Annotated in this window: 23 protein-coding genes, 1 tRNA gene and 3 pseudogenes; 13 read left to right on the top strand and 14 right to left on the bottom strand. The window is 66.3% G+C overall.

The annotated features are described in order from the left end of the window. Positions 1-90: 90 nt before the first annotated feature. From ABQE44_RS24940 to ABQE44_RS24930, 3 genes are all read left to right on the top strand, one after another. Positions 91-1,665, top strand: coding sequence for a PucR family transcriptional regulator (locus ABQE44_RS24940; RefSeq protein ID WP_448432467.1), 1,575 nt, complete (start codon positions 91-93; stop codon positions 1,663-1,665). 165 nt (positions 1,666-1,830) lie between these two features. Then, complete coding sequence (locus ABQE44_RS24935) at positions 1,831-3,096, top strand: NAD(P)/FAD-dependent oxidoreductase (RefSeq protein ID WP_448432491.1); 1,266 nt, start codon at positions 1,831-1,833, stop codon at positions 3,094-3,096. A 119-nt stretch (positions 3,097-3,215) separates the two neighbouring features. Then, the gene (locus ABQE44_RS24930) at positions 3,216-3,701 is read left to right on the top strand and encodes a GreA/GreB family elongation factor (protein ID WP_448395465.1); all 486 of its coding nucleotides are present in this window, start codon (positions 3,216-3,218) and stop codon (positions 3,699-3,701) included. 13 nt (positions 3,702-3,714) lie between these two features. Here the strand turns inward: ABQE44_RS24930 and ctaD are convergent, their stop codons facing one another. After that, positions 3,715-5,466 carry an aa3-type cytochrome oxidase subunit I gene (gene ctaD, locus ABQE44_RS24925; RefSeq protein WP_448395466.1) on the bottom strand — a complete coding sequence of 584 codons (1,752 nt, stop codon included), beginning with the start codon at positions 5,464-5,466 and terminating at the stop codon, positions 3,715-3,717. Positions 5,467-5,603: 137 nt separating this feature from the next. Between ctaD and ABQE44_RS24920 the strand changes: the two genes are divergently transcribed. After that, the gene (locus ABQE44_RS24920) at positions 5,604-6,185 is read left to right on the top strand and encodes a TetR/AcrR family transcriptional regulator (protein ID WP_448395467.1); all 582 of its coding nucleotides are present in this window, start codon (positions 5,604-5,606) and stop codon (positions 6,183-6,185) included. On the opposite strand, the gene ABQE44_RS24915 is transcribed toward ABQE44_RS24920, so the two are convergent. Beyond that, positions 6,111-7,118 (bottom strand): NAD-dependent epimerase/dehydratase family protein, encoded by a 1,008-nt coding sequence (locus ABQE44_RS24915; RefSeq protein ID WP_448395468.1) that lies wholly within the window; start codon positions 7,116-7,118, stop codon positions 6,111-6,113. The genes ABQE44_RS24920 and ABQE44_RS24915 overlap by 75 nt on opposite strands. 55 nt (positions 7,119-7,173) lie before the next feature. Further along, positions 7,174-7,701: pseudogene (locus tag ABQE44_RS24910) on the bottom strand (LysR substrate-binding domain-containing protein); the annotation flags it as partial. Between ABQE44_RS24910 and ABQE44_RS24905 the strand changes: the two are divergent. Next, positions 7,700-7,834: pseudogene (locus tag ABQE44_RS24905) on the top strand (TauD/TfdA family dioxygenase); the annotation flags it as partial. The pseudogenes ABQE44_RS24910 and ABQE44_RS24905 sit on opposite strands and share 2 nt — an antisense overlap. 30 nt (positions 7,835-7,864) lie before the next feature. After that, positions 7,865-8,461 (top strand): carboxymuconolactone decarboxylase family protein, encoded by a 597-nt coding sequence (locus ABQE44_RS24900; protein WP_448432465.1) that lies wholly within the window; start codon positions 7,865-7,867, stop codon positions 8,459-8,461. Here ABQE44_RS24900 and ABQE44_RS24895 read toward each other — a convergent pair. The 3 genes from ABQE44_RS24895 to ABQE44_RS24885 are packed head-to-tail and all read right to left on the bottom strand — an operon-like array spanning position 8,458 to position 12,339. Beyond that, a complete protein-coding gene (locus tag ABQE44_RS24895; protein WP_448432463.1) occupies positions 8,458-9,396 on the bottom strand; it encodes a R2-like ligand-binding oxidase in 939 nt (312 codons plus the stop codon). The genes ABQE44_RS24900 and ABQE44_RS24895 overlap by 4 nt on opposite strands. 50 nt (positions 9,397-9,446) lie before the next feature. Further along, positions 9,447-10,148, bottom strand: a complete 702-nt coding sequence (locus tag ABQE44_RS24890; protein WP_448395471.1) for a TVP38/TMEM64 family protein — start codon at positions 10,146-10,148, stop codon at positions 9,447-9,449. Positions 10,149-10,182: 34 nt separating this feature from the next. After that, positions 10,183-12,339: a hypothetical protein gene (locus tag ABQE44_RS24885; RefSeq protein ID WP_448432461.1), complete on the bottom strand. Its 2,157-nt coding sequence runs from the start codon at positions 12,337-12,339 to the stop codon at positions 10,183-10,185. 142 nt (positions 12,340-12,481) lie between these two features. On the opposite strand from ABQE44_RS24885, the gene ABQE44_RS24880 reads away from it, so the two are divergent. Together ABQE44_RS24880 and ABQE44_RS24875 are read left to right on the top strand one after the other, a co-directional pair. Then, a complete protein-coding gene (locus tag ABQE44_RS24880) occupies positions 12,482-12,928 on the top strand; it encodes an SRPBCC family protein (RefSeq protein WP_448395473.1) in 447 nt (148 codons plus the stop codon). Next, positions 12,912-13,463 (top strand): TetR/AcrR family transcriptional regulator, encoded by a 552-nt coding sequence (locus ABQE44_RS24875; RefSeq protein ID WP_448395474.1) that lies wholly within the window; start codon positions 12,912-12,914, stop codon positions 13,461-13,463. Before ABQE44_RS24880 ends, ABQE44_RS24875 begins: the two co-directional genes overlap by 17 nt. Here the strand turns inward: ABQE44_RS24875 and ABQE44_RS24870 are convergent. Further along, complete coding sequence (locus tag ABQE44_RS24870; protein ID WP_448395475.1) at positions 13,450-13,971, bottom strand: YbaK/EbsC family protein; 522 nt, start codon at positions 13,969-13,971, stop codon at positions 13,450-13,452. The genes ABQE44_RS24875 and ABQE44_RS24870 overlap by 14 nt on opposite strands. Before the next feature lie 3 nt (positions 13,972-13,974). Then, the gene (locus ABQE44_RS24865; protein ID WP_448395476.1) at positions 13,975-14,169 is read right to left on the bottom strand and encodes a hypothetical protein; all 195 of its coding nucleotides are present in this window, start codon (positions 14,167-14,169) and stop codon (positions 13,975-13,977) included. An 18-nt stretch (positions 14,170-14,187) separates the two neighbouring features. On the opposite strand from ABQE44_RS24865, the gene ABQE44_RS24860 reads away from it, so the two are divergent. Both ABQE44_RS24860 and ABQE44_RS24855 read left to right on the top strand, forming a co-directional pair. Continuing rightward, positions 14,188-14,547: a DUF488 domain-containing protein gene (locus ABQE44_RS24860; RefSeq protein WP_448395477.1), complete on the top strand. Its 360-nt coding sequence runs from the start codon at positions 14,188-14,190 to the stop codon at positions 14,545-14,547. A gap of 132 nt (positions 14,548-14,679) precedes the next feature. Beyond that, positions 14,680-15,300, top strand: coding sequence for a GNAT family N-acetyltransferase (locus tag ABQE44_RS24855; RefSeq protein WP_448395478.1), 621 nt, complete (start codon positions 14,680-14,682; stop codon positions 15,298-15,300). Between the two features lie 13 nt (positions 15,301-15,313). On the opposite strand, the gene ABQE44_RS24850 is transcribed toward ABQE44_RS24855, so the two are convergent. Genes ABQE44_RS24850 through crcB (ABQE44_RS24835) form a run of 4 tightly spaced genes read right to left on the bottom strand, consistent with a single transcriptional unit; the run spans position 15,314 to position 17,458 of the window. Beyond that, positions 15,314-15,583, bottom strand: a complete 270-nt coding sequence (locus ABQE44_RS24850; RefSeq protein WP_448432459.1) for a mycobactin biosynthesis acyl carrier protein MbtL — start codon at positions 15,581-15,583, stop codon at positions 15,314-15,316. A 53-nt stretch (positions 15,584-15,636) separates the two neighbouring features. Next, the gene (locus tag ABQE44_RS24845; RefSeq protein WP_448395480.1) at positions 15,637-16,698 is read right to left on the bottom strand and encodes a putative PII-like signaling protein; all 1,062 of its coding nucleotides are present in this window, start codon (positions 16,696-16,698) and stop codon (positions 15,637-15,639) included. Continuing rightward, positions 16,695-17,063 (bottom strand): fluoride efflux transporter CrcB, encoded by a 369-nt coding sequence (crcB, locus tag ABQE44_RS24840; protein WP_448432457.1) that lies wholly within the window; start codon positions 17,061-17,063, stop codon positions 16,695-16,697. Before crcB (ABQE44_RS24840) ends, ABQE44_RS24845 begins: the two co-directional genes overlap by 4 nt. Then, positions 17,060-17,458 carry a fluoride efflux transporter CrcB gene (gene crcB, locus ABQE44_RS24835; RefSeq protein ID WP_448395482.1) on the bottom strand — a complete coding sequence of 133 codons (399 nt, stop codon included), beginning with the start codon at positions 17,456-17,458 and terminating at the stop codon, positions 17,060-17,062. The genes crcB (ABQE44_RS24840) and crcB (ABQE44_RS24835) overlap by 4 nt, the downstream gene beginning before the upstream one ends. Positions 17,459-17,518: 60 nt before the next feature. Between crcB (ABQE44_RS24835) and pgm the strand changes: the two genes are divergently transcribed. The 3 genes from pgm to ABQE44_RS24820 all read left to right on the top strand — a co-directional run bounded on the left by pgm (position 17,519) and on the right by ABQE44_RS24820 (position 20,543). After that, positions 17,519-19,153 carry a phosphoglucomutase (alpha-D-glucose-1,6-bisphosphate-dependent) gene (gene pgm, locus ABQE44_RS24830; RefSeq protein WP_448432455.1) on the top strand — a complete coding sequence of 545 codons (1,635 nt, stop codon included), beginning with the start codon at positions 17,519-17,521 and terminating at the stop codon, positions 19,151-19,153. 9 nt (positions 19,154-19,162) lie between these two features. Then, complete coding sequence (locus ABQE44_RS24825; RefSeq protein ID WP_448395484.1) at positions 19,163-20,416, top strand: MFS transporter; 1,254 nt, start codon at positions 19,163-19,165, stop codon at positions 20,414-20,416. A 54-nt stretch (positions 20,417-20,470) separates the two neighbouring features. Continuing rightward, positions 20,471-20,543 (top strand) — tRNA-Ala (locus ABQE44_RS24820). A 190-nt stretch (positions 20,544-20,733) separates the two neighbouring features. On the opposite strand, the pseudogene ABQE44_RS24815 reads toward ABQE44_RS24820, so the two are convergent. Together ABQE44_RS24815 and ABQE44_RS24810 are read right to left on the bottom strand one after the other, a co-directional pair. After that, positions 20,734-20,904: pseudogene (locus ABQE44_RS24815) on the bottom strand (tyrosine-type recombinase/integrase); the annotation flags it as partial. Between the two features lie 25 nt (positions 20,905-20,929). Continuing rightward, a complete protein-coding gene (locus tag ABQE44_RS24810; RefSeq protein ID WP_448432453.1) occupies positions 20,930-22,138 on the bottom strand; it encodes a Fic family protein in 1,209 nt (402 codons plus the stop codon). Positions 22,139-22,494: the final 356 nt, after the last annotated feature.

Genomic DNA, 22,494 nt, shown 5'->3' with positions numbered 1-22,494 from the left:
TGCGGCTACGGCCCAACGGACAGTAGGCTCTACGTCACCGACAGGCGAACTCGCCGAGCCGACGTGACCGGCTGGGCCTAAGGAGAACGTGTGGTCACGCTAGACCGGCTGGTCAACGTGCTGGGCAGCTACGGGGTTCGCTTGCGCTTCTGCCCGGTGCCGCGGTCCACAGAACTGGGCAGTGTCGTGATGCACGAGGTGGCCGGCGGCCGCACCGTCATCGGTGACGTGCTGCTGGCCATCGGCGCCCGGTCGGTGAAAGAAGCTGTGCGATGGGCTGTTTCGGCTCGAGCGGTGGTCGTCTTGCTGCGCAGCGGTGATGACGAGGCCACGTTCTCCGGAATGGCCGAAGGTGTCGCGGTGATGGCGGTCGACCCGAGCGTGTCGTGGAGCGAGCTGGCGGCGGTGGTCTACGGCCTGGTGCTGGAGGGCCGAGAAACCGAATCAGGGCGCGGCCCAACAGATTTGTTCGCACTTGCCGACAGCCTTGCAGACGCCACCGGCGGCGCGGTGGTCATCGAGGACCAGCTGTTGCGGGTGTTGGCCTACTCCAGAGATCAGCAGAACGCCGACCCCGCGCGCACAGCCACGATCATGGACCGCCAAGCACCGGACCGGCTGAAGGAATTCTTCAGGACCCGCGGGGTTTATCCGCATCTAGCGGCCTCCGACGAACCGTTGTACATCGGTGCGCATCCCGAGCACGGTGTGACCGGCCGCATGGTGGTGGCAGTGCGCTCCGGGCGCGAACTTCTCGGTTCAGTCTGGGTCGCGTGCCCCGCGCCGCTGAAAGGTCAGGCGCGCGCGGCGCTGGTCGACGGCGCCCGCACGGTGGCCCTGCATCTGCTGCGGTCGCGCGCCAGTGCAGACCTCGAACGGCAGGTGGAGTCTGAATTGGTGATACGGCTGCTCGAGGGCAGCGCGGACACCACATCATCGGTCAGCAGGTTGGGCTTCTCATCCGGTCCGTTGCGCGTCATCGCGATTCAGGCGGTCAACGGCGCAGAACGAGATGCCGCGCTGCTGTTGGCATTCGACCGCGCCACCACCGGGTTCGGTTGGTCGCGCCCTGGCCGCAGCGCATTGGCGGGTAACACCGTCTACACCATCCTGCCCGGCGAGGACGCCGACGCCGCCCGGCGATGGGTCGCCGGTCTGCGCGCGGCGCTGCCCGACCCGGTCACGTTGTCGGCAGGGATCAGCAAGCCCGCGTACCTCACCGAGTTGCCCGCGGCGCGCCAAGAAGCCGACGAGTGCCTGGCGCTACACCAGACCTGCTCGGTCGACACTGCGCCGCCGGCCTACGACGAATCGTGGGACGAGATCCTGCTGCAGCGGCTTCGCACGGCGGCTCTGGCCGGGCGTTCACCCGACCGCGGCCCTGTGGCCGAACTGCGCAGGCACGACGAGGCGCACGCCACCGGCTACGTGGCGACGTTGCGCGCCTGGTTGGAAGCCCTCGGCGATCCTGCTGAGGCGGGCCGTCGGCTCGGGGTGCACGAGAACACCGTGCGGTACCGACTGCGCAAGATGGGTGAGGTCACCGATCTGCAACTCGACGACGCCGGCAAACGGCTGGCGATGATGATCGAACTTGCGGCCACCGAGGCCCATCGGCTCGATGAGCACACCAGCGGCGGACCCGAACCGCACGGCAACGGGTAAAGACGGTTCCGACCACGCTTTTGCCGTGCGAAGCAAACTCACCGCCGACGTTGTTGGATCGCCACAACCTGGCAGCGCAGCGTTGTTGATTCCGGGCAATGGCCTGGTCGCGGATGGCGGCCATGATGGAGGGTACGAGCAGATTTTTCAGCTGTGGAGGTATTGATGGGCGGCGGCGACCGGTTAGACGGCGGGCCCCGATCGGCGATCGTCGTCGGTGCGGGCATCGTCGGGCTGTCGACCGCGTGGTTCCTCCAGGAGCGCGGGGTCGAGGTCACGGTCGTGGACCGCAGCGGTGTCGCTGCGGGCTCCTCTTGGGGCAACGCGGGATGGGTTTCTCCCGCGTTGACGCTGCCGCTGAACTCGCCCGGGGTGCTGCGGTACGGATTGCGGTCGTTGCTGGACAAGACTGCCCCGCTGCACATTCCATTCACCGCCGACCGCACGCTCGTGGCGTTCCTGATGCAGTTCGCGAAAAGCTGTCGTAAATCGACCTGGCGGCGCGCGGTACGGGCGAACGTCCCGCTGAACGAGGAAGCCATCGAAGCGTTCGACGTGCTGGTGGCCAACGGGGTCGACGCGCCGGTGACCGATGCGCCGCTCACCGCGGTGTTCCGCAGCACCCGCGCCGCCGAGCACATGCTTGCCGAAATGCGTGAGCTCGAAAAGGCTGGACAGGAACTGCACGTCACCGGGCTGTCGGGGGAGGCGCTGCGCGAGCAGGTACCGCTGGTATCCCCGGTGGTCACCGCGGGGCTGAGCATCAACCATCAGCGTTTCGTCGATCCCGGCCGCTTCGTCCACGCCCTGGGGCGCGCCGTCGTTGAGCGGGGCGCGTCGATCGTGACGAACGATGTTGTTGACGTTGACAGTTCGACGGCCGGAGTGAAGGTGTCCTCGGCAGGCGGCGACGTGCTCACCGCGGACGCGGCGGTGATCGCCACGGGCGCTTGGCTGTCACATCTGGTGGGTGCCCAGCTGCGGGTGCCCGTGCAGGCCGGCCGTGGTTACTCGTTCACCGTGCCTGTCGACCGTCCGGTGGTCGGCCCGATTTACCTGCCGGATGCACGGGTGGCATGTACGCCTTATCAAGGCGCGCTGCGGGTCTCGGGCACCATGGAGTTCCGCGATCCCGATGACGGGGTGGTCGACGAACGCGTCGATGCGATCGTTGCGTCGGCGAGTCCTCTGCTCGACGGTGTGCGATGGGCCGAGCGCCGTGCTGTCTGGGTGGGACCGCGGCCGGTAACGCCCGACGGCCGACCGCTCATCGGTGAGGTGTCGCGTGGCGTGTATGTCGCAGGTGGCCATGGGATGTGGGGGTTGGCACACGGGCCGATCACCGGCCGGTTGCTCTCCGAACACATCACCACCGGTAAACAACCCGAAGTCCTGCGGGAGTTCAATCCGCTGCGCCGAACCGGCAGGTAGCCGGCGCAGCCAGCGACCTTCGCCCGCCACGGGCGGTCACGTCGTCACGGACGGCGGTAGGCGCTCACTCCGATCTGACGACATCCATCTCTTCTCACACCACGGTTGAAAGGACGAAAATGACATCTTCCCAAACGTTTTGGATCACCCCGAAGGCGCACGAGCGGCTCCAGGAAGAACTGGCCACCTTGCAGCAACTCACCGATGAGGTCGCCGACGACGAGGAAGGCAGCGACGAGAACACCGCCGCGATCCAGCGCGCCCGTCGGGCCCGGATTCAGCAGATCCACGATCTGCTGGTCAACGCCGTCGTCGGCGAGGACCCGCCCAATGACGGGATCGCCGAACCGGGGATGGTCGTGACGGTGCGTTTCGACGACGACGACGACGCCGAGACGTTCCTGCTTGGTGTGCGCGGCGCCGAGTACGCCGAAATCGAGGTCTATTCGGTGCAATCGCCGTTGGGTTCGGCGATTGTCGGTGCCCGCCCGGGTGAGCAGCGCACCTACACCTTGCCCAGCGGGGACACGGCCACCGTGACCTTGCTCAAGGCGGTCCCGTACGGGATGCACGCCGCAGAGGACTTGAAGGCCGACGCGACGTAGCCGTCCGAGACGGTCAGCTGCTGCGGTCGGCTTCGGGGCGCGCGTTGGCGCCCTTCGGTGAATCCTCGGTGTCGGTATGTCTGCCGACGTGGGATTCGGCGCGCATTCGGGCGACCATGTGCGGGTAGTGCAGCTCGAAGGCGGGTCGCTCGGAGCGGATGCGCGGCAGTTCGGTGAAGTTGTGCCGCGGCGGCGGACAGGACGTCGCCCACTCCAGCGAGTTGCCGTAACCCCACGGATCGTCGACAAGAACCGGCTCACCGTAACGCCAGCTCTTGAACACGTTCCAGGTGAACGGCAGCACCGATATGCCCAGGATGAACGCGCCGATCGACGACACGACGTTGAGCGTGTGGAAGCCGTCGGTGGGCAGGTAGTCGGCGTAGCGCCGCGGCATGCCCTCGTCGCCGAGCCAGTGCTGCACCAGGAACGTGGTGTGGAAGCCGATGAACGTCAGCCAGAAGTGCAGCTTGCCCAGCCGCTCGTCGAGCATTCGCCCGGTCATCTTCGGGAACCAGAAGTAGATGCCGGCATAGGTGGCGAACACGATGGTGCCGAACAGCACGTAATGGAAGTGCGCGACCACGAAATACGAGTCGTGAACGTGGAAGTCCAGCGGCGGGCTGGCCAAGATCACGCCCGTGACGCCGCCGAGTACGAAGGTCAGCAGGAAGCCGATGGAGAACAGCATCGGTGTTTCAAAGGTCAACTGGCCTCGCCACATCGTGCCGATCCAGTTCACGAACTTGATGCCTGTCGGCACCGCGATCAAATATGTGGTGAACGCGAAGAACGGCAGCAGCACGGCGCCGGTGGCGAACATGTGGTGCGCCCACACCACCATGGACAACGCCGCGATACCGATCGTCGCGTAGACGAACGTGGTGTAGGCGAAGACCGGTTTGCGGGCGAAGACGGGCACGATTTCGGTGACGATGCCGAAGAACGGTAGCGCCACGATGTAGACCTCTGGGTGCCCGAAATACCAGAACAAGTGCTGCCACAGCAGCACACCGCCACTCGCGGGGTCGTAGACGTGCGCACCGAGGTGGCGGTCGTAGGCCAGCGCGAACAGCGCAGCCGTCAGGATCGGGAACACCAGCAGCACCAGGATCGACGTGACCATGATGTTCCAGGTGAAGATGGGCATCCGGAACATCGTCATCCCCGGTGCACGCATGCACACGACGGTGGTGATCATGTTGACGGCGCCCAGGATGGTGCCGAGGCCGGCCACCCCGAGGCCGAAGATCCACAGGTCACCGCCCGCGCCAGGGGAGTGGATGGCGCTGCTCAACGGCACGTAGCCGGTCCAACCGAAGTCCGCGGCCCCGCCCGGGGTGATGAACCCCGAAAGGGTGATCAAACCGCCGAACAGGAACAGCCAGAACGAGAAGGCGTTGAGCCGCGGGAAGGCCACATCGGGGGCGCCGATCTGCAGCGGCAGCACCAGGTTGGCGAAGCCGAACACGACAGGGGTCGCATAGAACAGCAGCATCACCGTGCCGTGCATGGTGAACAGCTGGTTGTACTGCTCGTTGGACAAGAACTGCAGGCCGGTGGCCGTGAGTTCGGCCCGCATCAGCAACGCCATCAGCCCGCCGATGAAGAAGAAGGCAAAGCACGTGACCACATACATGATGCCGATCAGCTTGTGGTCGGTGGTCGTGATCAGGTTGTAGATCAGGTTGCCTCTGGGGCCCATCCGCTCAGGAAACGGCCGGCGGGCCTTCAGTTCGCCAACTGGGGGCGCTTCGGCGGTCAAAGGACCTCCTTCAACGAAAATGTGCGAGGAGTCGCTCTTGCCATGCTAGTGAGTACCCGACAGGGCCAACAGCCTATTAGCGAAATGTCGGGGCGCGCGTCGGCTTGGCTCTGCGCTGGTGGGGTTGAATTGCGGACGTGGCCGGTGCCAGATCAGCGGGACGTCCGCGCGACGCGTCGATCGAGCAGCGGGTCTTCACCGTCACCCGCGAATTGCTGGTGGAAATCGGCTGGGACGACCTCAGCCTGCGACAGATCGCCGCACGTAGCGGGGTCAGCCGATCGAGTCTGAATCGCCGCTGGTCGTCGAAGGCGGAGTTGGTGCTGCACGCGATACTGGGCGCGACACCGGATCTGGCGCCCTTCGCCGGTACCGACCGGCGCGGCTGGGTCGACTGGGTGGTGCGCGGTAGCCGTGAGCTGTTTTCCCGTCCCGAGGTGCGGGCTGCGGTGCCGGGCCTGTTGCTCGCGATGTCGCAGAACGACGATTTGCGCAGGCAGTTGTGGGAGACGTTCAGCGGACCGGCTGTCGCCCTCTTCGCCGACGGTCAGGACGACGAACGCGATGCTCGTGCGGTGATGGCGATGGCCGCCGGGGCGGCTCTCTTTCTCACCATCGTCGGCGTCGAGGACGACACCGACGAGTTACACGCCCGCATCTCCGGCATCCTCACCGACGCGGTGTCGGGAGAACGACGCGACGATGGCCTCAACGGGTGAACGCCAGGTCAAGCCGAAGTCGCGGATCGTGGTCGAGTCGTCTGTCGGGGTCGCTGCGGTCAGTAGCAGCGCAGCCTCGTAGCTCAGACCGTCACCCATGGGAACGATCATCGACATCGCCTCGGCGATCCTGCTGCCCGAACGAAACATTCCAGGGCTCAATGGGATTCGGGTGAATCGCCGGCCGGAGCCCCGCTCGAGTGCGGAGATCATGTCGTTGAACGCGACGAGGGTGCCGCCGCACACGTAGCGGCGAGGTCCCCGACCCGGCGTCATGATCGCTGCGTGCACGTCGGCGACGTCGCGAACGTCGATCATCTGCATGCCGCCGCGCAACCTGGGCGCGATACCGAACCGCGCGATCGGTGCCCAACCGCGTTCGGTGACGCCGGGCGCGGTGTGGAACGCCGGGCCGACCACGCTCGAGGGGTAGGTGACGACGACGGGTGCGCCCTGGTCCTGGAGTCGTCGGGCGACGCGGTCGGCATAGCCCTTGGTCTGCGCGTAGTCGCTGCGTCCCGCGCTCGTCGGGGTGTCCGGGCCGATGACGCCGTCGGGCGGCGGGAACAGCGCGCTGTAACTGCTGATCGACACCACTGGGTCGAGGCCGGCGTCGACGGCGCGGGTCAGCACCGCTTCGGTGGCGTAGGCGTTGATCTCCCACATCAGTGCGCTGCGACGGCTGTCGGTGCCGACCACGCCGGCGCCGTGCAGTACTGCATCGCAGCCGTCGAGCAACGCGTCTATGGTTGGCCGGTCCCGAACGTCACCGGCCAACAGTTCGATGTCGCCCACGTCGGCGAACCGCTGCAACACAGGTGCGCCTTCGTCATGGGGGGCGACGAGTAGACGCACTCGGTGCCCGTCGGCGAGAAGCGCGCGTACGCAGTGCGCGCCGACGTATCCGGTACCGCCGGTGACGCAGATAAACATCGTGCAATATTACGGTACCGTTGGCATCGGAATTGTGTCGGCCTCGCTGCGAGGGCTATGTGCGTGCGGTGTTCTCGATGATGATCTCGCAGGCCGCCTTGTAGAACGCGCTGATCAGCGTGGAGAAGGACAGTTCGAACGGGTAAATCATGTGCACGTCCAGCGGTTGCGGCGTCCACTCCGGTAGGACGGGCACGACGGTGCCGTCGCGCAGTTCGTCGGTGCAGATGATCTGGGTCGGCATGGCGCCGATACCTAAACCCTCGAGGATGTATTGCTTGCACACCTGAAAGTTGTTGGCGCGCGCTCGCACTGGCGGGGTGAGTTCGTGTCGACGCTTGTTCTTGGTTACGGCGAGTTTGCGTTGCCCGCAGAAGCCGAAGTCGATGAACGGTAGTTCGTTGAGGTGAGCGGGTTCGGAGATCTGTGTGCGGACTTCTCGAACGAATTCCGCTGAGGCACAGAGGAACAACTCGAGGCTGAACACCTTACGCGCGATCAGCGTCGAATCTTGCAGTGGTCCGGTACCGAACACCACGTCGAACCCGTCTCGGACCGGATCGACGTTGCTGTCCACCAACCGGCACCAATGGCAACTTGGCGATCTGCTCATCTGGGACAACACCGGAACCATGCACCGGGCGCTTCGGTATGCCGAGGACAGCGGACGGCTGATGCATCGCACTATCCTGGCGCGCGAAGAGCCGCTTCTCTGACACGGCGCGGCCCGCACACCGAAGGGCGACATGACCGAAAACGCTGACGCACCGCTGCTGACCCCGCTGACCGCCGACGCGTGGGGCAAGGACGAATACGAGGCCGTCGGGGCACTGACCGGCGTTTCAGGCGACCAGATACCGCGGGCCGGATCGGGGCATCCCAGGGACCCGCTGAACTTCGACATCCTCGGATTGCTGGCCCAGCACCCCAAGTTGGCGCAGAAGTTCCTGAGCTACAACGGCTTTCTGCTGATGCATGGTGAACTTCCGGTGCGCCTGCGGGAACTGGCGATACTGCGCCTCGCCCACGCACGGCGCTCCGCTTTTGTGTGGGGCGAACACATCCGCATCGCCGTCGCAGGCGGCATCGCCGAAGAGGACATCGCCCTGCTGGCCCGCGGCAACGACGACTTCGACGGCCTGGACCGGCTGGTGCTGGAGGCCACCGACCAGATGCTGGCCGACGCGCACATCCACCCAGCAACGTGGCAGCGCCTGGTCGACGAGATCGGCACGCATCAGGCGATGGAGCTCATCTTCATCTTCGGCACGTACGCGATGTTGGCGACGGCGTGCGATACCTGGCGGCTCGCACCGCCGCCGGGCAGTCCGGCGTTGCCTTAGCCGGACGTCACCAAGGATGCTCGATCCTCGTCGGCGAACGTATCTTCGAGCTGAAGCGGCGAATAGTCGACGTCGATATCGGCCAGCGGCCGACCTCGTGCACTGTCGATCGTTCCGAGTCGGCGCATACCTTTGTCGGCGGCGTAGGTCTGGAACTCGGCCATCGTGAGACCGAAGGGGATGTCGTCGTAGAGCGCGAATGCATCTTCGGTATTGGCTAGCGCCAGCGGAATGAGCTCGTTCATCCGCGTCTCGAACACCGTCCAGTTGGCGTCGTCAGCGGCGACGTGGCGCCGACAGGTGAACGTGCCCCATGCCATGTGGCGGCGCTCGTCATCGCCGATGCGCCGCACCAGCTCCTGCATGCCGGGAAGGATACCTCGGTCCACGCAAATCCGGTGCCACGCATAGTATCCCGTCAACGCCATCATGCCCTCGATGACATGGTTGTACGTCGCCGACGCCCGAACCTGCGCGGCCGGTGAGGGGTCGGTGGCCAGGGCGTCCAGCGATCGCGGCAGCTCCTCGTAGAACATCTGACGATAGGACGGCAGTTCATCGAGGTAGTGCTGCAGGTCGCCGGTCATGCCGACGGCGTCGAGCCACATGCGGAACACCTGCGTGTGTTTGGCCTCCTCGAACGCGAACTGCGTCAAATACATCTCGTCGCCGAGGCGACCTTCGGCCCGCATCGCCGCCATGAACGGCTGGATGTCCTGGGTGACGGCTTCCTCGCCGGCGATGAACTGGGCGCACAACCGCGTCGCCCAATCACGTTCCAGTTCGGACAACCCTTCCCAGTCTTCTCGGTCGCGGGAGAAGTCGATGTCGGCGGGATCCCAGAACTTGGCGTTACCGCCGGCGAACAATTTCAGCGGCAGACTGTCCCAGTTCAGCCCGCCTGAAACGAGTGAGTGTGAATAGTTACGTGTCATGGGCCTGACCTCCGCGGCCCATCCTAATGTGAGTCAGCTCACAATCAAGCTCAGCTGGGCCTGTTCGCCCCAGACCGCGCCCGCCAGGTCCGGAAGCCGCGGTGCGTGGCGAAGGCGCCGACGACAGCCATCACGCACCAGACCGCGACCGCGGCATAGACCAATGGCGACGACAAGTCCCCGATCGACGCACCCAGCGCCGTGTAGACGAACGCACGCGGCGCCGACCCGATGAACGCGCCGACGGCCATCTGCCACAACGGAACTCCGAAGGCGCCGAACGCATAGGACGCCAACGCGTCGGAGACACCGGGGACGAATCGCTGGCCGACCACCGCCCACAGCCCGCCCCGTAGGATCAGCCGGTCGAGGCGCTCGGCGTGCTGCGCGCCGAGCAGGGCCCGCGCGCTATCCCTGCCTGCCCGACGTCCGATCAGGCTGGCGATGGTGGCGGTACCGACCGTCGCGCCGAGCGTGACGAAAACCCCCAGCACGGGTCCGAACAGCAAGCCGCTGCCCGCCGCCAGTATCGGGCCGGGCACGAACACCGCGCCGAGCACCGCGGAGGCGACCACGTACGCGAGCGGAGCGATAGGGCCGGTGGCCGCGACCGCGTTTCGCACGGCTTCGACGTCGATGACCCGGGCGACCGCGACCAGGTAGAACAGCCCCAACAGGAACGCCGCGACCGCGACCAGGCGCAGGACGTGGCGACGACGCGAGGTGGGCGGTGGGTCTTCGATGTCGGTCATGTCGGATGCGATTGTTCCGCACCCGGCTTCACGGTCAGGGCTGCGGGTAGGGCGCCCAGCGCCTGTCGTAGCCGGCCTTGCGTAAGGCGAGTTGCTCCGCGCGCTGCTCTTCGGTGATGAAGTCCTCCGGCGGCAGATAATCGCGCAACTCCTCATGGGACATCACCTGCTGATCAAGGATGCGCGGCGGGTTGTCGTCAGGGTTCGGGCCGAGGTCCTGGAACCGGATCGAGATCGCGCCCTGGTGCAGCCCTCCGGTCGAAATCCAATTGGTCGCACCGGGATCGGTCGGGGAGATGACCACCGTGTAGGTGCCGTCCCCGTTGGCGACGGCCTGCTCGTTGTTGAGGCTGGTTTGTTGGTTCCAGTAGTCGTCGGTGATGGTCCAGATGTTGTAGGTCGGGACGATGAAGTAGCCGGCGCTGCCGGGATCGATGGTGAGCATTAGTACTTCGTCGTCGGCGAGCTGGAAGTGTCCGGTGCTCTGTAGCTGGTTGGCGAGAAACTCGGCGTTGGAGGACGGCTGCGCAAGCACGTTGGCCTCGCGCGGCTGTCCGGTCTCCGGATCGGTGCTCGCCAGCGCCATGTACTTGGCCTGCTCGTTGACCCCGCGCACCAGCAGGATCACCGCGGTGAACGCCCCGCGCAGCACCGGCGGCATATACGGCAGGGGCGGCACCAGCGACACCAACGTCGTCAGGAACCGGTTGGTGCTGACCTGCGGACCGAGGAACACAAAGCCGCCGATCTGGGCGAACAGGCTGTTGGGCGGGCCGGCGACGCGTTCGATCGATAGGCTCATCGGCGTCTCTTCGTTCCAGTTGCCCAACGTGTCCCGCGCGGCGATGAGCGTGGAACCGGACGTCAGCTGCAGATGGTTTTTGCGCCCGTTGGCCGGTTCGGTGCTGACCGTGATGACGAAGGTGCCGTCGTCATTGATCTCCAGATCGTCGGCACTCAGGATCGTCGAGGTCGTACCCGCCAGACCTTCCAGCACGCTGAACGTGGTGTCGGCCGGCCGGCCGTCTTCGGTGAGATCGTGAAACCGGCCGGTGATCACATACTCCGATGAGGCGCTGACCGCCATGAACCGGTAGATCGTGTCGGGGTTGTCATAGAGGATCCGAGACCCGCCCGCGCTCTGGCCGTACCAGATGTGGGGCGGGGCGACCTGGGTGACAACCGTCGGGGTCAGCGGGTTCAGTAGTTGCTGCTGATAGGCCGCTGCCATCGCGTATTCGTTGACCGCCCTGTTGAGCGACGCCAGGCTGCCCTGGTCGAGCCCGCCGGGATACTGCCGGTGCGCGGCAAACAAAAAGCCCACCCGCAGCACGACTTTCATCAGCGTGACCGGTAGCGAGTTGGCGGTCTGCCGGGCAATCCGTTCGGCGGCCAGCTGCTGGGGTGTGCCCAGCGGGCTGACGGTGGTTTCGGCGGCGGTTTGTGACGTCGTCACGGTCGAGGCGGCAGGGCTGAGCGTCGGCGTGCTCGTGGTGCCGATCTCGCGTCGCGCCCATGCCAGCATCGCCCACAGCGCGACCGGCTGCTGCGGTGCCGGCGCACCATCGGCTGCGTGTGCGCCAAAACCCAACGCGGACAGGACGGATGAGACGACGCCGTCGATGTGCGTGACGACCGGTGCGTCGGCGGTTTCCTGCTCGGGTGTGTCGGCGACAACGGTCGCGACGGTTTCTGTCGGCGTCGGATCGGGCTGCGGATCGGGCTGCGTGGTCACCTGCGACACGGTTACCGCCGGCGGTTCCTCTTCGTCGATCGGTTCGGCGGTGCCGGTCGGCACCTCTACGATCGGTGTGGCCGGGTGATCGCTGCCGGAGTCCGACGTGGGCTCGTCGTCGTCTTCCTCGTCGTCCTCAACGTCAACGTCCTCAACGTCCTCAACGTCGTCGTCCTCCACGGACACATCGTCCTCAACGTCGTCGTCCTCCACGGACACATCGTCCTCAACGTCGTCGTCCTCCACGGACACGTCGTCCTCAACCGAAACGTCGTCGTCGGAAACTGCGGCGGATTCCGACACCGAAGCGCTGGTGCTGTCGGCGGTGTCGGCCGTGCCGTTCTCGGCGAGCGCGATGCCGGGGCTGTGGGCGATGGCGGCGCCGACACCCAGCGCGACAGCCAGTGCGCCGACCCTGCCGATGAATCGCCCGTATGCGTTCGCGATCGTGGTCAACGAAGGCATCCTTTCGTCAATCCTGCGGCGCGGGCCGATGGAATGACGGTATGGCTGCCCGACCGGTTCTGCACGCACTTTCGCCGGTTCTGTTTGCTACGGGGCCTTCCGTCGATCCGACGATGGATGTACCATCTGGTACATGATTACTGAATGTGCCGTCGAGATCGAGGCGCCCGCCAATGTGGTGTGGGATGTGTTCAGCGACGTCGAACGCTGGCCGGAGTGGACGTCCTCGGTCACCCGGCTCACCGCTCTGGACGGCTCGGAGCTGGCTATCGGAAAGCGCTACGAGCTCAAGCAGCCCCGGATGCCCAAGTTGATATGGGTGGTGACCGAGATATCGCCGGGCACGGGCTGGAGCTGGGAGCAGCGCTCCCCAGGAGGGTTGACCGTGGCGCGCCACGAGATTGCGCCGGTAACCGACCGTCGCACCCGGGTGCGCCAGCAGGTCGACCAGCGGGGCCCTGTCGGCGTCGCGGTCGCTGTGCTGATGCACCGGATGACCAAGCGCTATCTGGATCTCGAGGCCGCGGGCCTGAAGACCCGAAGCGAACAGCTCTACCGCCTCGATGGCGCGGCCTCCTGACGTCGGGCGGCGCAGGGAGCTGCTCGACGCGTTGGTCACCGAGTTTGCGAAGGCCGGCATCGGCGACCGTTCGCTTCGGGAGATCGCCGCGGCCGTCGGCACCAGCCACCGCATGCTGCTGCACCACTTCGGGTCCCGTGATGAGCTGCTGCTGTCGATTGTCGAGGAGGTCGAGCGCCGGCAGATGGCGCTGCTGAGCGAGCTGCCGCCCGAGCCGGATAAAGCGATCGCCGCCATGTGGGCGAACCTGCGGCGCCCCGAACTACGCCCGTTCGAACGGCTTTTCTTTGAGTGCTACGCGCGCGGCGCACAGGGCGAGCAGCCGTTCGCCAGGATGCTGCCGGGCGCCATCGACGCGTGGTTGGCCTGTGCTGTCAGTACCGGTAGCGCGCCGGATCCCGCGTTGACGCGCCTCGGCCTGGCGGTAACCCGTGGGTTGTTGCTCGACCTCGTGGCCACCGAAGACCTCGCCGGTGTCGATGCCGCGGCCAACGCATTCGCCGACCTCGTCGGCATGCGGTCTACTCGGGCTTGACAATCGCCAACACTTCGCTATTCGGCAGACCGGCCAACACATCGGTGGTCCCAAGGAGCTTCGAGGCCCGCATACCGCTGCCGATGATCACCCGGCCCTGCCGGATCACGTTGTCGTCGATGAGGATCGGCCACTCCGGTGGGAGGCCGATCGGGGTGATGCCGCCGTACTCCATACCGGTCAGCGACACCGCGGTATCCATCGACGCGAACGAGATCTTTCGCGCGCCAAGGTGTTTGCGGACCACACCGTTGATGTCGGCGCGGGTGGTGGCCAGCACCAGACACGCGGCGTACCACGTGCGCTCGGCGCGGCGAGCCTCGACCACGACGCAGTTCGCCGACTCGTCCAGGCCCACCCCGTAGTGCTCGCAGAATGCGGCGGTGTCGGCAAACTTCGGGTCGATCGCGCTGACCCACAGGCCGTCGCGCAGCTGGCGGCGTACCGGTGCCGCGACAAGCTCCACCGCATCGACGGCGGGCACGAAGGTGAGCTGGCCGACCTGCACGCCTCACTCCTCGCTGCTGCGCCGGTCACCGATGAAATCCAGCAGGCGGGGATCGTCGGAGGTGAACCGGTCTACCTCCTCGCCGCCGTCGCAGCGCAACAACGCCACGATCACGGCGCCGCCGCGCCGAGACAGCACTTCCCACACCGCGCCGGCATCCTCCCAACGCTGAAGTTCTGCGACCCGATCGATGTCCATCGTCCTACCATCCCACGCATGAGTCGACGCTCAGGCATCAAGCTCGCCCGGGTGTATGACGACCCCGCTTCCGACGAGGGCGCGCGGGTGCTCGTCGACCGGTTGTGGCCGCGCGGTATGCGCAAGGACGATCCCAGGGTCGGCCGCTGGCTTCCGGACGTGGCACCGTCCGCCGAGTTGCGACGCTGGTACTCGCACAAGCGTGAGCGGTTCGACGAGTTCGCCACCCGCTACGCCGAGGAACTCGAATCCGATGCAGGGTCAGCCGCCTTGTCCGAGGTGCGTGACCTGATGCGCGACGGCCCCGTCGTGCTGGTGACAGCGTCTCGCGATATGGATATCAGCCAGGCGGCGGTATTGCGGAAGCTGCTGTCCTAAGGTGGATGTCGTGCATGCGGCGCCGACGTCGGGTCGTACAACGCCACCGGGGCGTTGCCGCTCGCACCCGCCCGGTGCGCGCCTCAATGGAGGTAAAGCTTGCCTAACTTGGTGGGGTAGGGTCGGAGGCCGATGACCGACATTGAAGAGGCGCCGACCCCGGTGCTGCCGCGCGAGCTGAAAGACATCTGCGAAGAGGTGCGTCAGGTGGCGGCGCCGGCTATTCCCATCGTCGGCGAGCCGTACGCCGCGCGCCTCGTCGACCCCGACACCGACGCGGAGTTGATTTCGGAGTGGATGAACCGCCCGCATCTGGTCGAGGCGTGGGAGTACGCGTGGCCGCCGGCGCGTTGGCACCGCTATCTGACCGCTCAACTCGACGGCCAGTACTCGCGCCCGTTGCTGGGCTTCTTCCGCGGTAAGCCGTTCGGCTATATCGAGCTCTACCGGGCGGCAAAGGATTCCATCGCCACCCGGTACGCCGCCGACCCGCATGACATCGGTCTGCACGCAGCCATCGCCGATGCCAGGTTCGTCAACCGGGGGATCGGGCCGATCGTACTGCCGCGCATCGTCGCCAGCATCTTCGAGCTGGAGCCACAGTGCCAGCGCATCATGTTCGACCCGGACCACCGCAACAGCGGGGCCCGGCGCCTGTGCGAGTACGCCGGATGCGAGTTTCTCGGCGAGCACGATATGCCCAACCGGCGCATGGCGCTCTATGCGCTGCCGCGCAATTCCGACGTCGCCTAACCCTCGCTGATGTTCACGAGTTCGTCTGTGCGGCAGGCTCTTTTGCGAGGATTGCGGCTTCGAGATCGCCGACCGTGTTGCAGCTGAGCAGATCTTCTTCTTCCAGCGTCACCCCGAGACGATCTTCGATCGCCACCATCCCGACCGCGAACGCGACCGAGTCGAGACCGACGTCGTCGATCAGCCGGGATTCCCGGGTCACCCGGCTGATGTCGACGTTCATGTCGTCGCGCAAGATCTCTGTGAGCGCGGCATTCACTGCTTCTGGAGTAGACGGCTTCACGGCGAGTGACGGTACACCGTCGAAGCAGCAGAGGCTGGCTTACCTCGGCGGGTTTAGCAGTCGTGCCGGGCCAGGCGCGTGCCGCCGAGCCGTTCACCGCCGTCGATGGACACCACGGCGGGTACCAACTCGCTGGTGACCAGGCCGTGTTCGGCGGTCAGCTCATCGACTATGTCAAAGCAAGCCGAGATCCGCTCGGGTGTGTCAACGATCACGGTGCTCACCGGGACCTGTCGGGCAATCTGAAACAGCTTGTCGCCGTGCGGTTCATGGTCGCCATGAAAGCCCCACACACCGCGCAGCGCGGTCGCGCCGCTCACCGCGGCGGACTCGCGCAGGCGCCGGACGAGCGCCCGGTGGATCGGCACACCGTCGTGCAGCGTTGCCTCAGAAGTGCGGACGGTCAGTCTCTGTGACAGCGCTAGTCCCTCGCTGTCGACGGGCGGTAGCGGCGGTGGCCGGTCCACCAGCAGGCCATCGCGTTTACACAGGTGCGCGCGTTCGAGCGTCATCAGCGGATCGTCCAATACGGCACGCAGTTCGGACGTCGCATCATCGATCTGCTCTGCGCGCGCGATCGCGGTGATCATCACCGGTACGTGGCGGTTGCGGCCGAAGAACCGGGCCTGCCGACGTCGTCCCAGCCGTGTGCCGTCGACGCCGAGAAATGCGGTGGCACCGGCGAATCCGCGGCGGTACAGGAGGTCGCAGACGGCGCGGTAGGCGGGCTGATCGGCCACCCGGCCATAGCGGCCCACGTACACGGTCAGCATCGAGACCTCGGCCGTCGTCGCGTCGAACTCGTCGACGGGACGCACGCGCTCGAGGGTGATCAGCCCATCGGTGGTCAACGCGGCCGCCTGTTCGGCAAGACCGTGCATCTTCGTCGCGGTGTCGACCGCGGTGACGACGATCGGCGGATCCTCGGACGAGGTGAGGGTCCGATCGGTGCGCAACCGATGGCGCGGACCGAAGCCGGCGATACCGCGCAGCACGACGCTGGCGGCGACCTCGGCGTCGGCGTAGAGCCCGACGAGCGCTTCGGCCAGAAACCGGTTTCCCGCCCGGTGTCGTTCACCGAAGTAGCAACTGAGCTTGATGTAATCGTCGGTCACAGGCGCAATCCCAGCCACAGACCACATGCCGCCGCGGCAAGTCCCAGCACCAAGCTGGCACCGATATTGGCGACGGCCATGCCGACCCGGCGTTCTTCGCCGAGCCGGTGGGTCTCCAGCATCCACGTCGAGAACGTCGTATACGAGCCGACGAACGCGGTGCCCGCGAGCAACGCCAGGTGCGGGTCCAGGGCCAGGCCCGCCAGAAATCCAAGGAGCAGGGCGCCGCTGATGTTCACCACCAGCGTGCCGTAAGGGAAGGCGCTGTTGACTCGATTCGACACCGTGCGGTCGACGACGAAACGCAGCACCGCGCCGAGACCTCCGAACAGCGGCACCGCGGTCCAGACCGCAAACGTCGTCATGTGCGCACCCGAACGCGTCGCACCATCGCAGTGGCGACGTAGAGCGCCACCAAACCGGCGGCGATGCTGGTGGCCGTGTAGCCAACGGCCAGCGCGTAGTGGCCGTGCTCGATCATCTTCAGCGTTTCGACCTGCATGGTCGAGAACGTCGTCAAGCCACCGCAGAGGCCGGTGCCCAGCAGCGGGCGCCGGTAGCTCGAGACCGGCAACCGTTCCAGCAGTCGGGTAGTGAAGTACCCCAACAGAAGTGCCCCGACGATGTTGGCGACGAACGTCGGCCACGGCCACCGCCCCGGGTCCGGCGCGGCCAGTGCCTCGAGCGCTGCGCGGGCAAGCGTGCCGAGCGCACCGCCCACAAACACCGCGGCTAGCTCGCGGCCGTCGTAACTGAGCACAACGCAAAGTATGGCGGTACCACCGAGCGTTCCGCTCCGGTGTGGAGCACAATCGGGTCCATGGCCGCCAATCCACGAGCCGGTCAGCCGGCGCAGCCCGAAGACCTCATCGACGTCGCTGCGGTGGTCACCGCGTACTACACGACCGAGCCGGACCCGTACAATCCCGACCAACAGGTGGCGTTCGGCACGTCCGGACACCGCGGGTCGAGCCTGGACGCGTCGTTCAACGAGGCGCACATTCTGGCCACCACGCAGGCGATCGTGGAGTACCGCGCCGCGCAGGGCACCACCGGCCCGTTGTTCCTCGGCCGTGACACCCATGCGCTCTCAGAGCCAGCGTGGGAATCGGCGCTGGAGGTACTGGCCGCTAACAACGTTGTGACGATGATCGATTCGGCCGACCGCTACACACCGACGCCGGCGATCAGCCACGCGATCCTCACCTACAACCGCGGCCGCGCCGACGGTCTGGCTGACGGCATCGTTGTCACACCGTCACACAATCCCCCGCGTGACGGCGGCTTCAAGTACAACCCGCCAAGCGGCGGCCCCGCCGACACCGACGCCACCGGCGCGATCGCCAAACGGGCCAACGAACTGCTGGCCGGCAAGCTCAAGGACATTCGTCGGGTGTCGCTGGCGCGGGCGATGAGCGACGTGCAGCGCCACGATTACCTTAACGCCTACGTCGACGACCTGGCCACCGTCGTAGATATGCACGCGATCAGCGCGGAAGGTATTCGCATCGGCGCCGACCCGCTCGGCGGCGCCAGCGTCGACTACTGGGGCGCGATCGCCGAGCGGTACAACCTGGACCTCACCGTGGTACATCCCTACGTCGACCAGACGTGGGCGTTCATGACGCTGGACACCGATGGCAAGATCCGGATGGACTGCAGCTCACCGCACGCGATGGCGCCGCTGGTCGCCAACCGCGACGTCTATCAGATCGCGACCGGCAACGATCCCGACGCCGACCGGCACGGCATCGTCACACCCGATGCAGGCCTGCTCAATCCGAACCACTACCTGGCGGTGGCGATCGAATACCTCTGTGCCCACCGGCCGGACTGGCCGGCCGCCACGGCGGTCGGAAAGACCATCGTCAGCTCGTCGATCATCGACCGGGTGGTCGCCGGGCTGGGCCGTAAGCTGGTGGAGGTGCCGGTCGGCTTCAAGTGGTTTGTCGACGGATTACTCAGTGGCACAATCGGTTTCGGTGGTGAGGAAAGTGCCGGCGCGTCGTTCCTGCGGCGCGACGGTTCGGTGTGGACCACCGACAAGGACGGCATCATCCTGGCGCTGTTGGCCTCCGAGATCCTCGCGGTCACCGGCGCCACGCCCTCGCAGCGCTACCACGCGCTCGCCGAGGAGTACGGCGCCCCGACCTATGCCCGCATCCAGGCACCCGCCGACCGCGAGCAGAAGGCGCGGCTGGGCAAGCTGTCGCCCGAGCAGGTGACGGCCACCGAACTGGCGGGTGAACCGATCACCGCCAAGCTGACCGAGGCGCCGGGCAACGGGGCGCCGCTCGGGGGCTTGAAGGTGACGACCGAGAACGCGTGGTTCGCCGCGCGCCCGTCGGGCACCGAGGACGTCTACAAGATCTACGCCGAATCCTTTCGTGGGCCCGAGCACCTGGCACAGGTGCAGGACGCTGCCAAGGAAGTGGTCAACAAAGTCGTCCAATAGGGTCGCCGTGTGAGTTCGTCCGCGGCGGCTGCACGCACCAAGGAGCGGTTGCCCCCCGAAGTCTGGGTGCTGATCTTCTCGAACGCCGTGATCGCGCTGGGCTACGGGGTGGTGTCGCCGGTGCTGCCGGAGTATGCCCGCCATTTCGGTGTGGGCATCGGCGCGGCGACGTTCGTCATCACGGCCTTCGCGATGATGCGGCTGTTGTTCGCCCCCGCCGCTGGGCAGCTGGTACAGCGGTTGGGGGAGCGGCGCATCTACGTCAGCGGATTGCTGATCGTCGCGCTGTCGACGGGAGCGTGCGCGTTCGCGCAGACGTATTGGCAGCTGTTGTTGTTCCGGTCGGTCGGCGGGGTCGGCTCGACCATGTTCTTCATCTCCGCGCTGGGGTTGATGATCCGGATCAGCCCGCCCGATGCCCGCGGGCGGGTGGCCGGCATGTTCTCCTCGGCATTCCTGGTCGGCTCGGTGGGCGGGCCCGTGTTGGGCAGCCTGACCGCTGGCTTCGGGTTATCGGCGCCGTTTTTGATCTACGGCGGTGCGCTCTCGGTTGCGGCCGCGGTGGTGTTCATCAGCCTGCGGCACTCGTCGCTGGCGGCTCCCGCGCCGGACACCCAGATCAAGGTCACCTTCGGCGAGGCGTTCCGCCACGGGGCGTATCGCGCCGCGCTGCTGTCGAACCTGGCCACCGGGTGGTCGGCGTTCGGGCTGCGTATCGCGCTGGTGCCGCTGTTCGTCGTGGAGGTGCTCGGTCGCGGCGTCGGCACTGCGGGACTGGCGCTGGCGACGTTCGCGATCGGCAACGTGGTCGCCGTGATCCCCAGCGGACATCTGTCGGACCGAGTCGGGCGCCGGATCCTGCTCATCATCGGGCTGGCCGCGGCCGGGGCGGCCACGATTGCGGTCGGGTTCAGCGACAACCTGACGGTGTTCCTGGTCACGGCGTTTCTGGCGGGCGCGGCGACGGGGATGTTCAGCTCGCCACAGCAGGCCGCAGTGGCCGACGTCATCGGCAACAAGGCGCGCGGCGGCACCGCGCTGGCGGGGTTTCAGATGATGGCGGACATGGGCTCGATCGTGGGTTCGCTGCTGGTCGGGCAGATCGCCCAGCACCTGTCGTTCGCGTGGTCGTTCGTGATCAGCGGGGCGATCCTGCTGGCCGCCGCGGTTGGGTGGCTCTTCGCGCCCGAAACCCGGAAGCCGTCCGCCGAACACACCCCGGCCCGCCCACTCGGACCCGACGCCGCCGGGGAGCTACCGTGACCAGCCATTTTGAACGGCAACCTGGCAGTGGTGTAACTTCGATGGGCACGACACGGGGCTATGGCGCAGTTGGTAGCGCACCACACTGGCAGTGTGGGGGTCAGGGGTTCGAATCCCCTTAGCTCCACAGTCCGAAACCCGCTCTGACCATCGGTTGGGGTGGGTTTCGTCGTTTTGCGCGGACGGTCGGAGATCCGTCTTGACGACAGTCTTTGGCGACAGTCGTCGTTCGAACATGGATTCCACACATCGAGTCGAGTGCGTCGAGCTGCACCGCCTCGATCACTTCGACGTAGGTTTCCCGTGGTCACGGTGATCGAACGATGGCGCAGGATCCGCTGGACGGTGGCGGGCTGCACGCCCATCGTGAAGAGCGACGTGGCGCACGAGTGGCGCAGGTCATGCACCCAATACCTCAGATTGAGGCCATCAAACCCGTCGCAAGGCACGTAGATTCGGCCAAAAGTGCCGGGGACTGACCCACTCATAATCCATCGTTGCCGGTTCGCCGGCCTAACAGGACCGGCTGCGTCGCCCGGCTCGCGCGGCGAACGCGTCGAGCGCGCTGAGGACTTCTGGTGCGCGCCATGCCCTGTTGCGGGCGCGGTCGGTGAACTCAATGATGATTCCGGCGGTGGTCAACGGGTCGACATATCGGCGGGCGTTCCCGGTCCTGATGCCGAGTTCACGCTGAAGAAGTTGCGCGTTAAAGACCGGGTGCTGGATGAGCAGGTCGGCGACCCGATGAACAGCTGAGTCCCGCCGGGCAGCGATCCTTGTATCCCATTCCTCGCGAATTGATCTGAGGTCGGTGACCAGTCGGCGTCCGTTCGCGACTGCGAGCAGCGACGCTTCCGAGAGCCGCTCGACCATGTGTGCGGGATCACCGTCGCGATAGGAGCCGAGGGCGCCGAAGTAGGCAGCGGTGTCGGTGAGGAGCCCGGCCGAGACCGGGACGGTGATCTGGCGAGTGAGTCGCTTGTGGCGCAGCATCGCTTGGATAAGTGCGCGGCCGGTCCGGCCGTTGCCGTCGGTGAAGGGATGGATGGTCTCGAACTGTGCGTGGGCGATGGCGATCTGGGGGAGGCTGGGCACATCGGCGCGACGGGTGAAGGCGAGGAGATCCTCGATCGCGCCGGGCACGCGGGTGTGGTGAGGTGCGACGTAGTCGGCGCCGCGGGGCCCGAAATTTCCACCGCCGATCCAAACCTGCTCAGTGCGCCAGTTTCCGGCGGAGACAGGGTCGGTGTGGTGCATCAGGGCGGCGTGCATAGCCAGGATCGCTTTGTCGTCGAGTCGGTCGGCCAGCGCGACTGCAGCCTTCATGGCTTCGGTGTTGCTCACGATCAGGGCGGCATTGCGCCGGCTGGTGTCGCCGAGGGCTTCGGCTTCAGCGATCGCGCGCGCGGAGGCGGTCAAGTTCTCGATGTTCGAACTCGCCGCGGACTCCGATCGCAGCAAGTCGGCGGCGAAGGGCGCGATCTCGTCGCCGAGCTCAGCGTCGAAACGTGTGATCTCATTGCTCGCTTCTTCAGCGTCGGCCAGGACCGCCGCCGGAAGCGACACGGCGAGTTCGGCGATGGACGCCGGGATCGCGGCCTCGTACTCTCCGGCTTGTCGCTGCGCCGCCCGCAGGTCCGCAAGGCCGTAACCGGCTTCGACGGGCGCGTCCCACGTCAGCGTCTCGTACGTGAGCGCGGTGCCCTCCCCAGCTGATGCCACATACCGAAGATAGCATCACTTCACGTCTTAAGTGATGCTATCGAGCGCCGCGGGCATCAAATGTCGGCTGGCTGTTCGCGGACCTCCTCGCCTCCTCTGACCCGTGGAAGGGCTGACGCCGCTGAAGTGCCGTCTCGTCGGTATGGGCACTCCGTTGACCACAATTCTGACGACAACACTGACGACAGTAGCGTGCCCAACTACGTCAACGACACGGCGTTCAAGCCGGTAAAAGGCCTGGTCACGGCTCCCGCCCCGTCCTGCAAGTGGGGGTCCGGGGTTCGAATCCCCTTAGCTCCACGAGAAGAACCCGCTCCAACCACCGGCCGGGGCGGGCTTTGTCGATTCGCTAGCGC

Source organism: Mycolicibacterium sp. XJ2546, assembly GCF_053483195.1.
The sequence above is the reverse complement of the archived record's forward strand: the minus strand, read 5'-3'. Positions and strand labels throughout refer to the sequence as shown.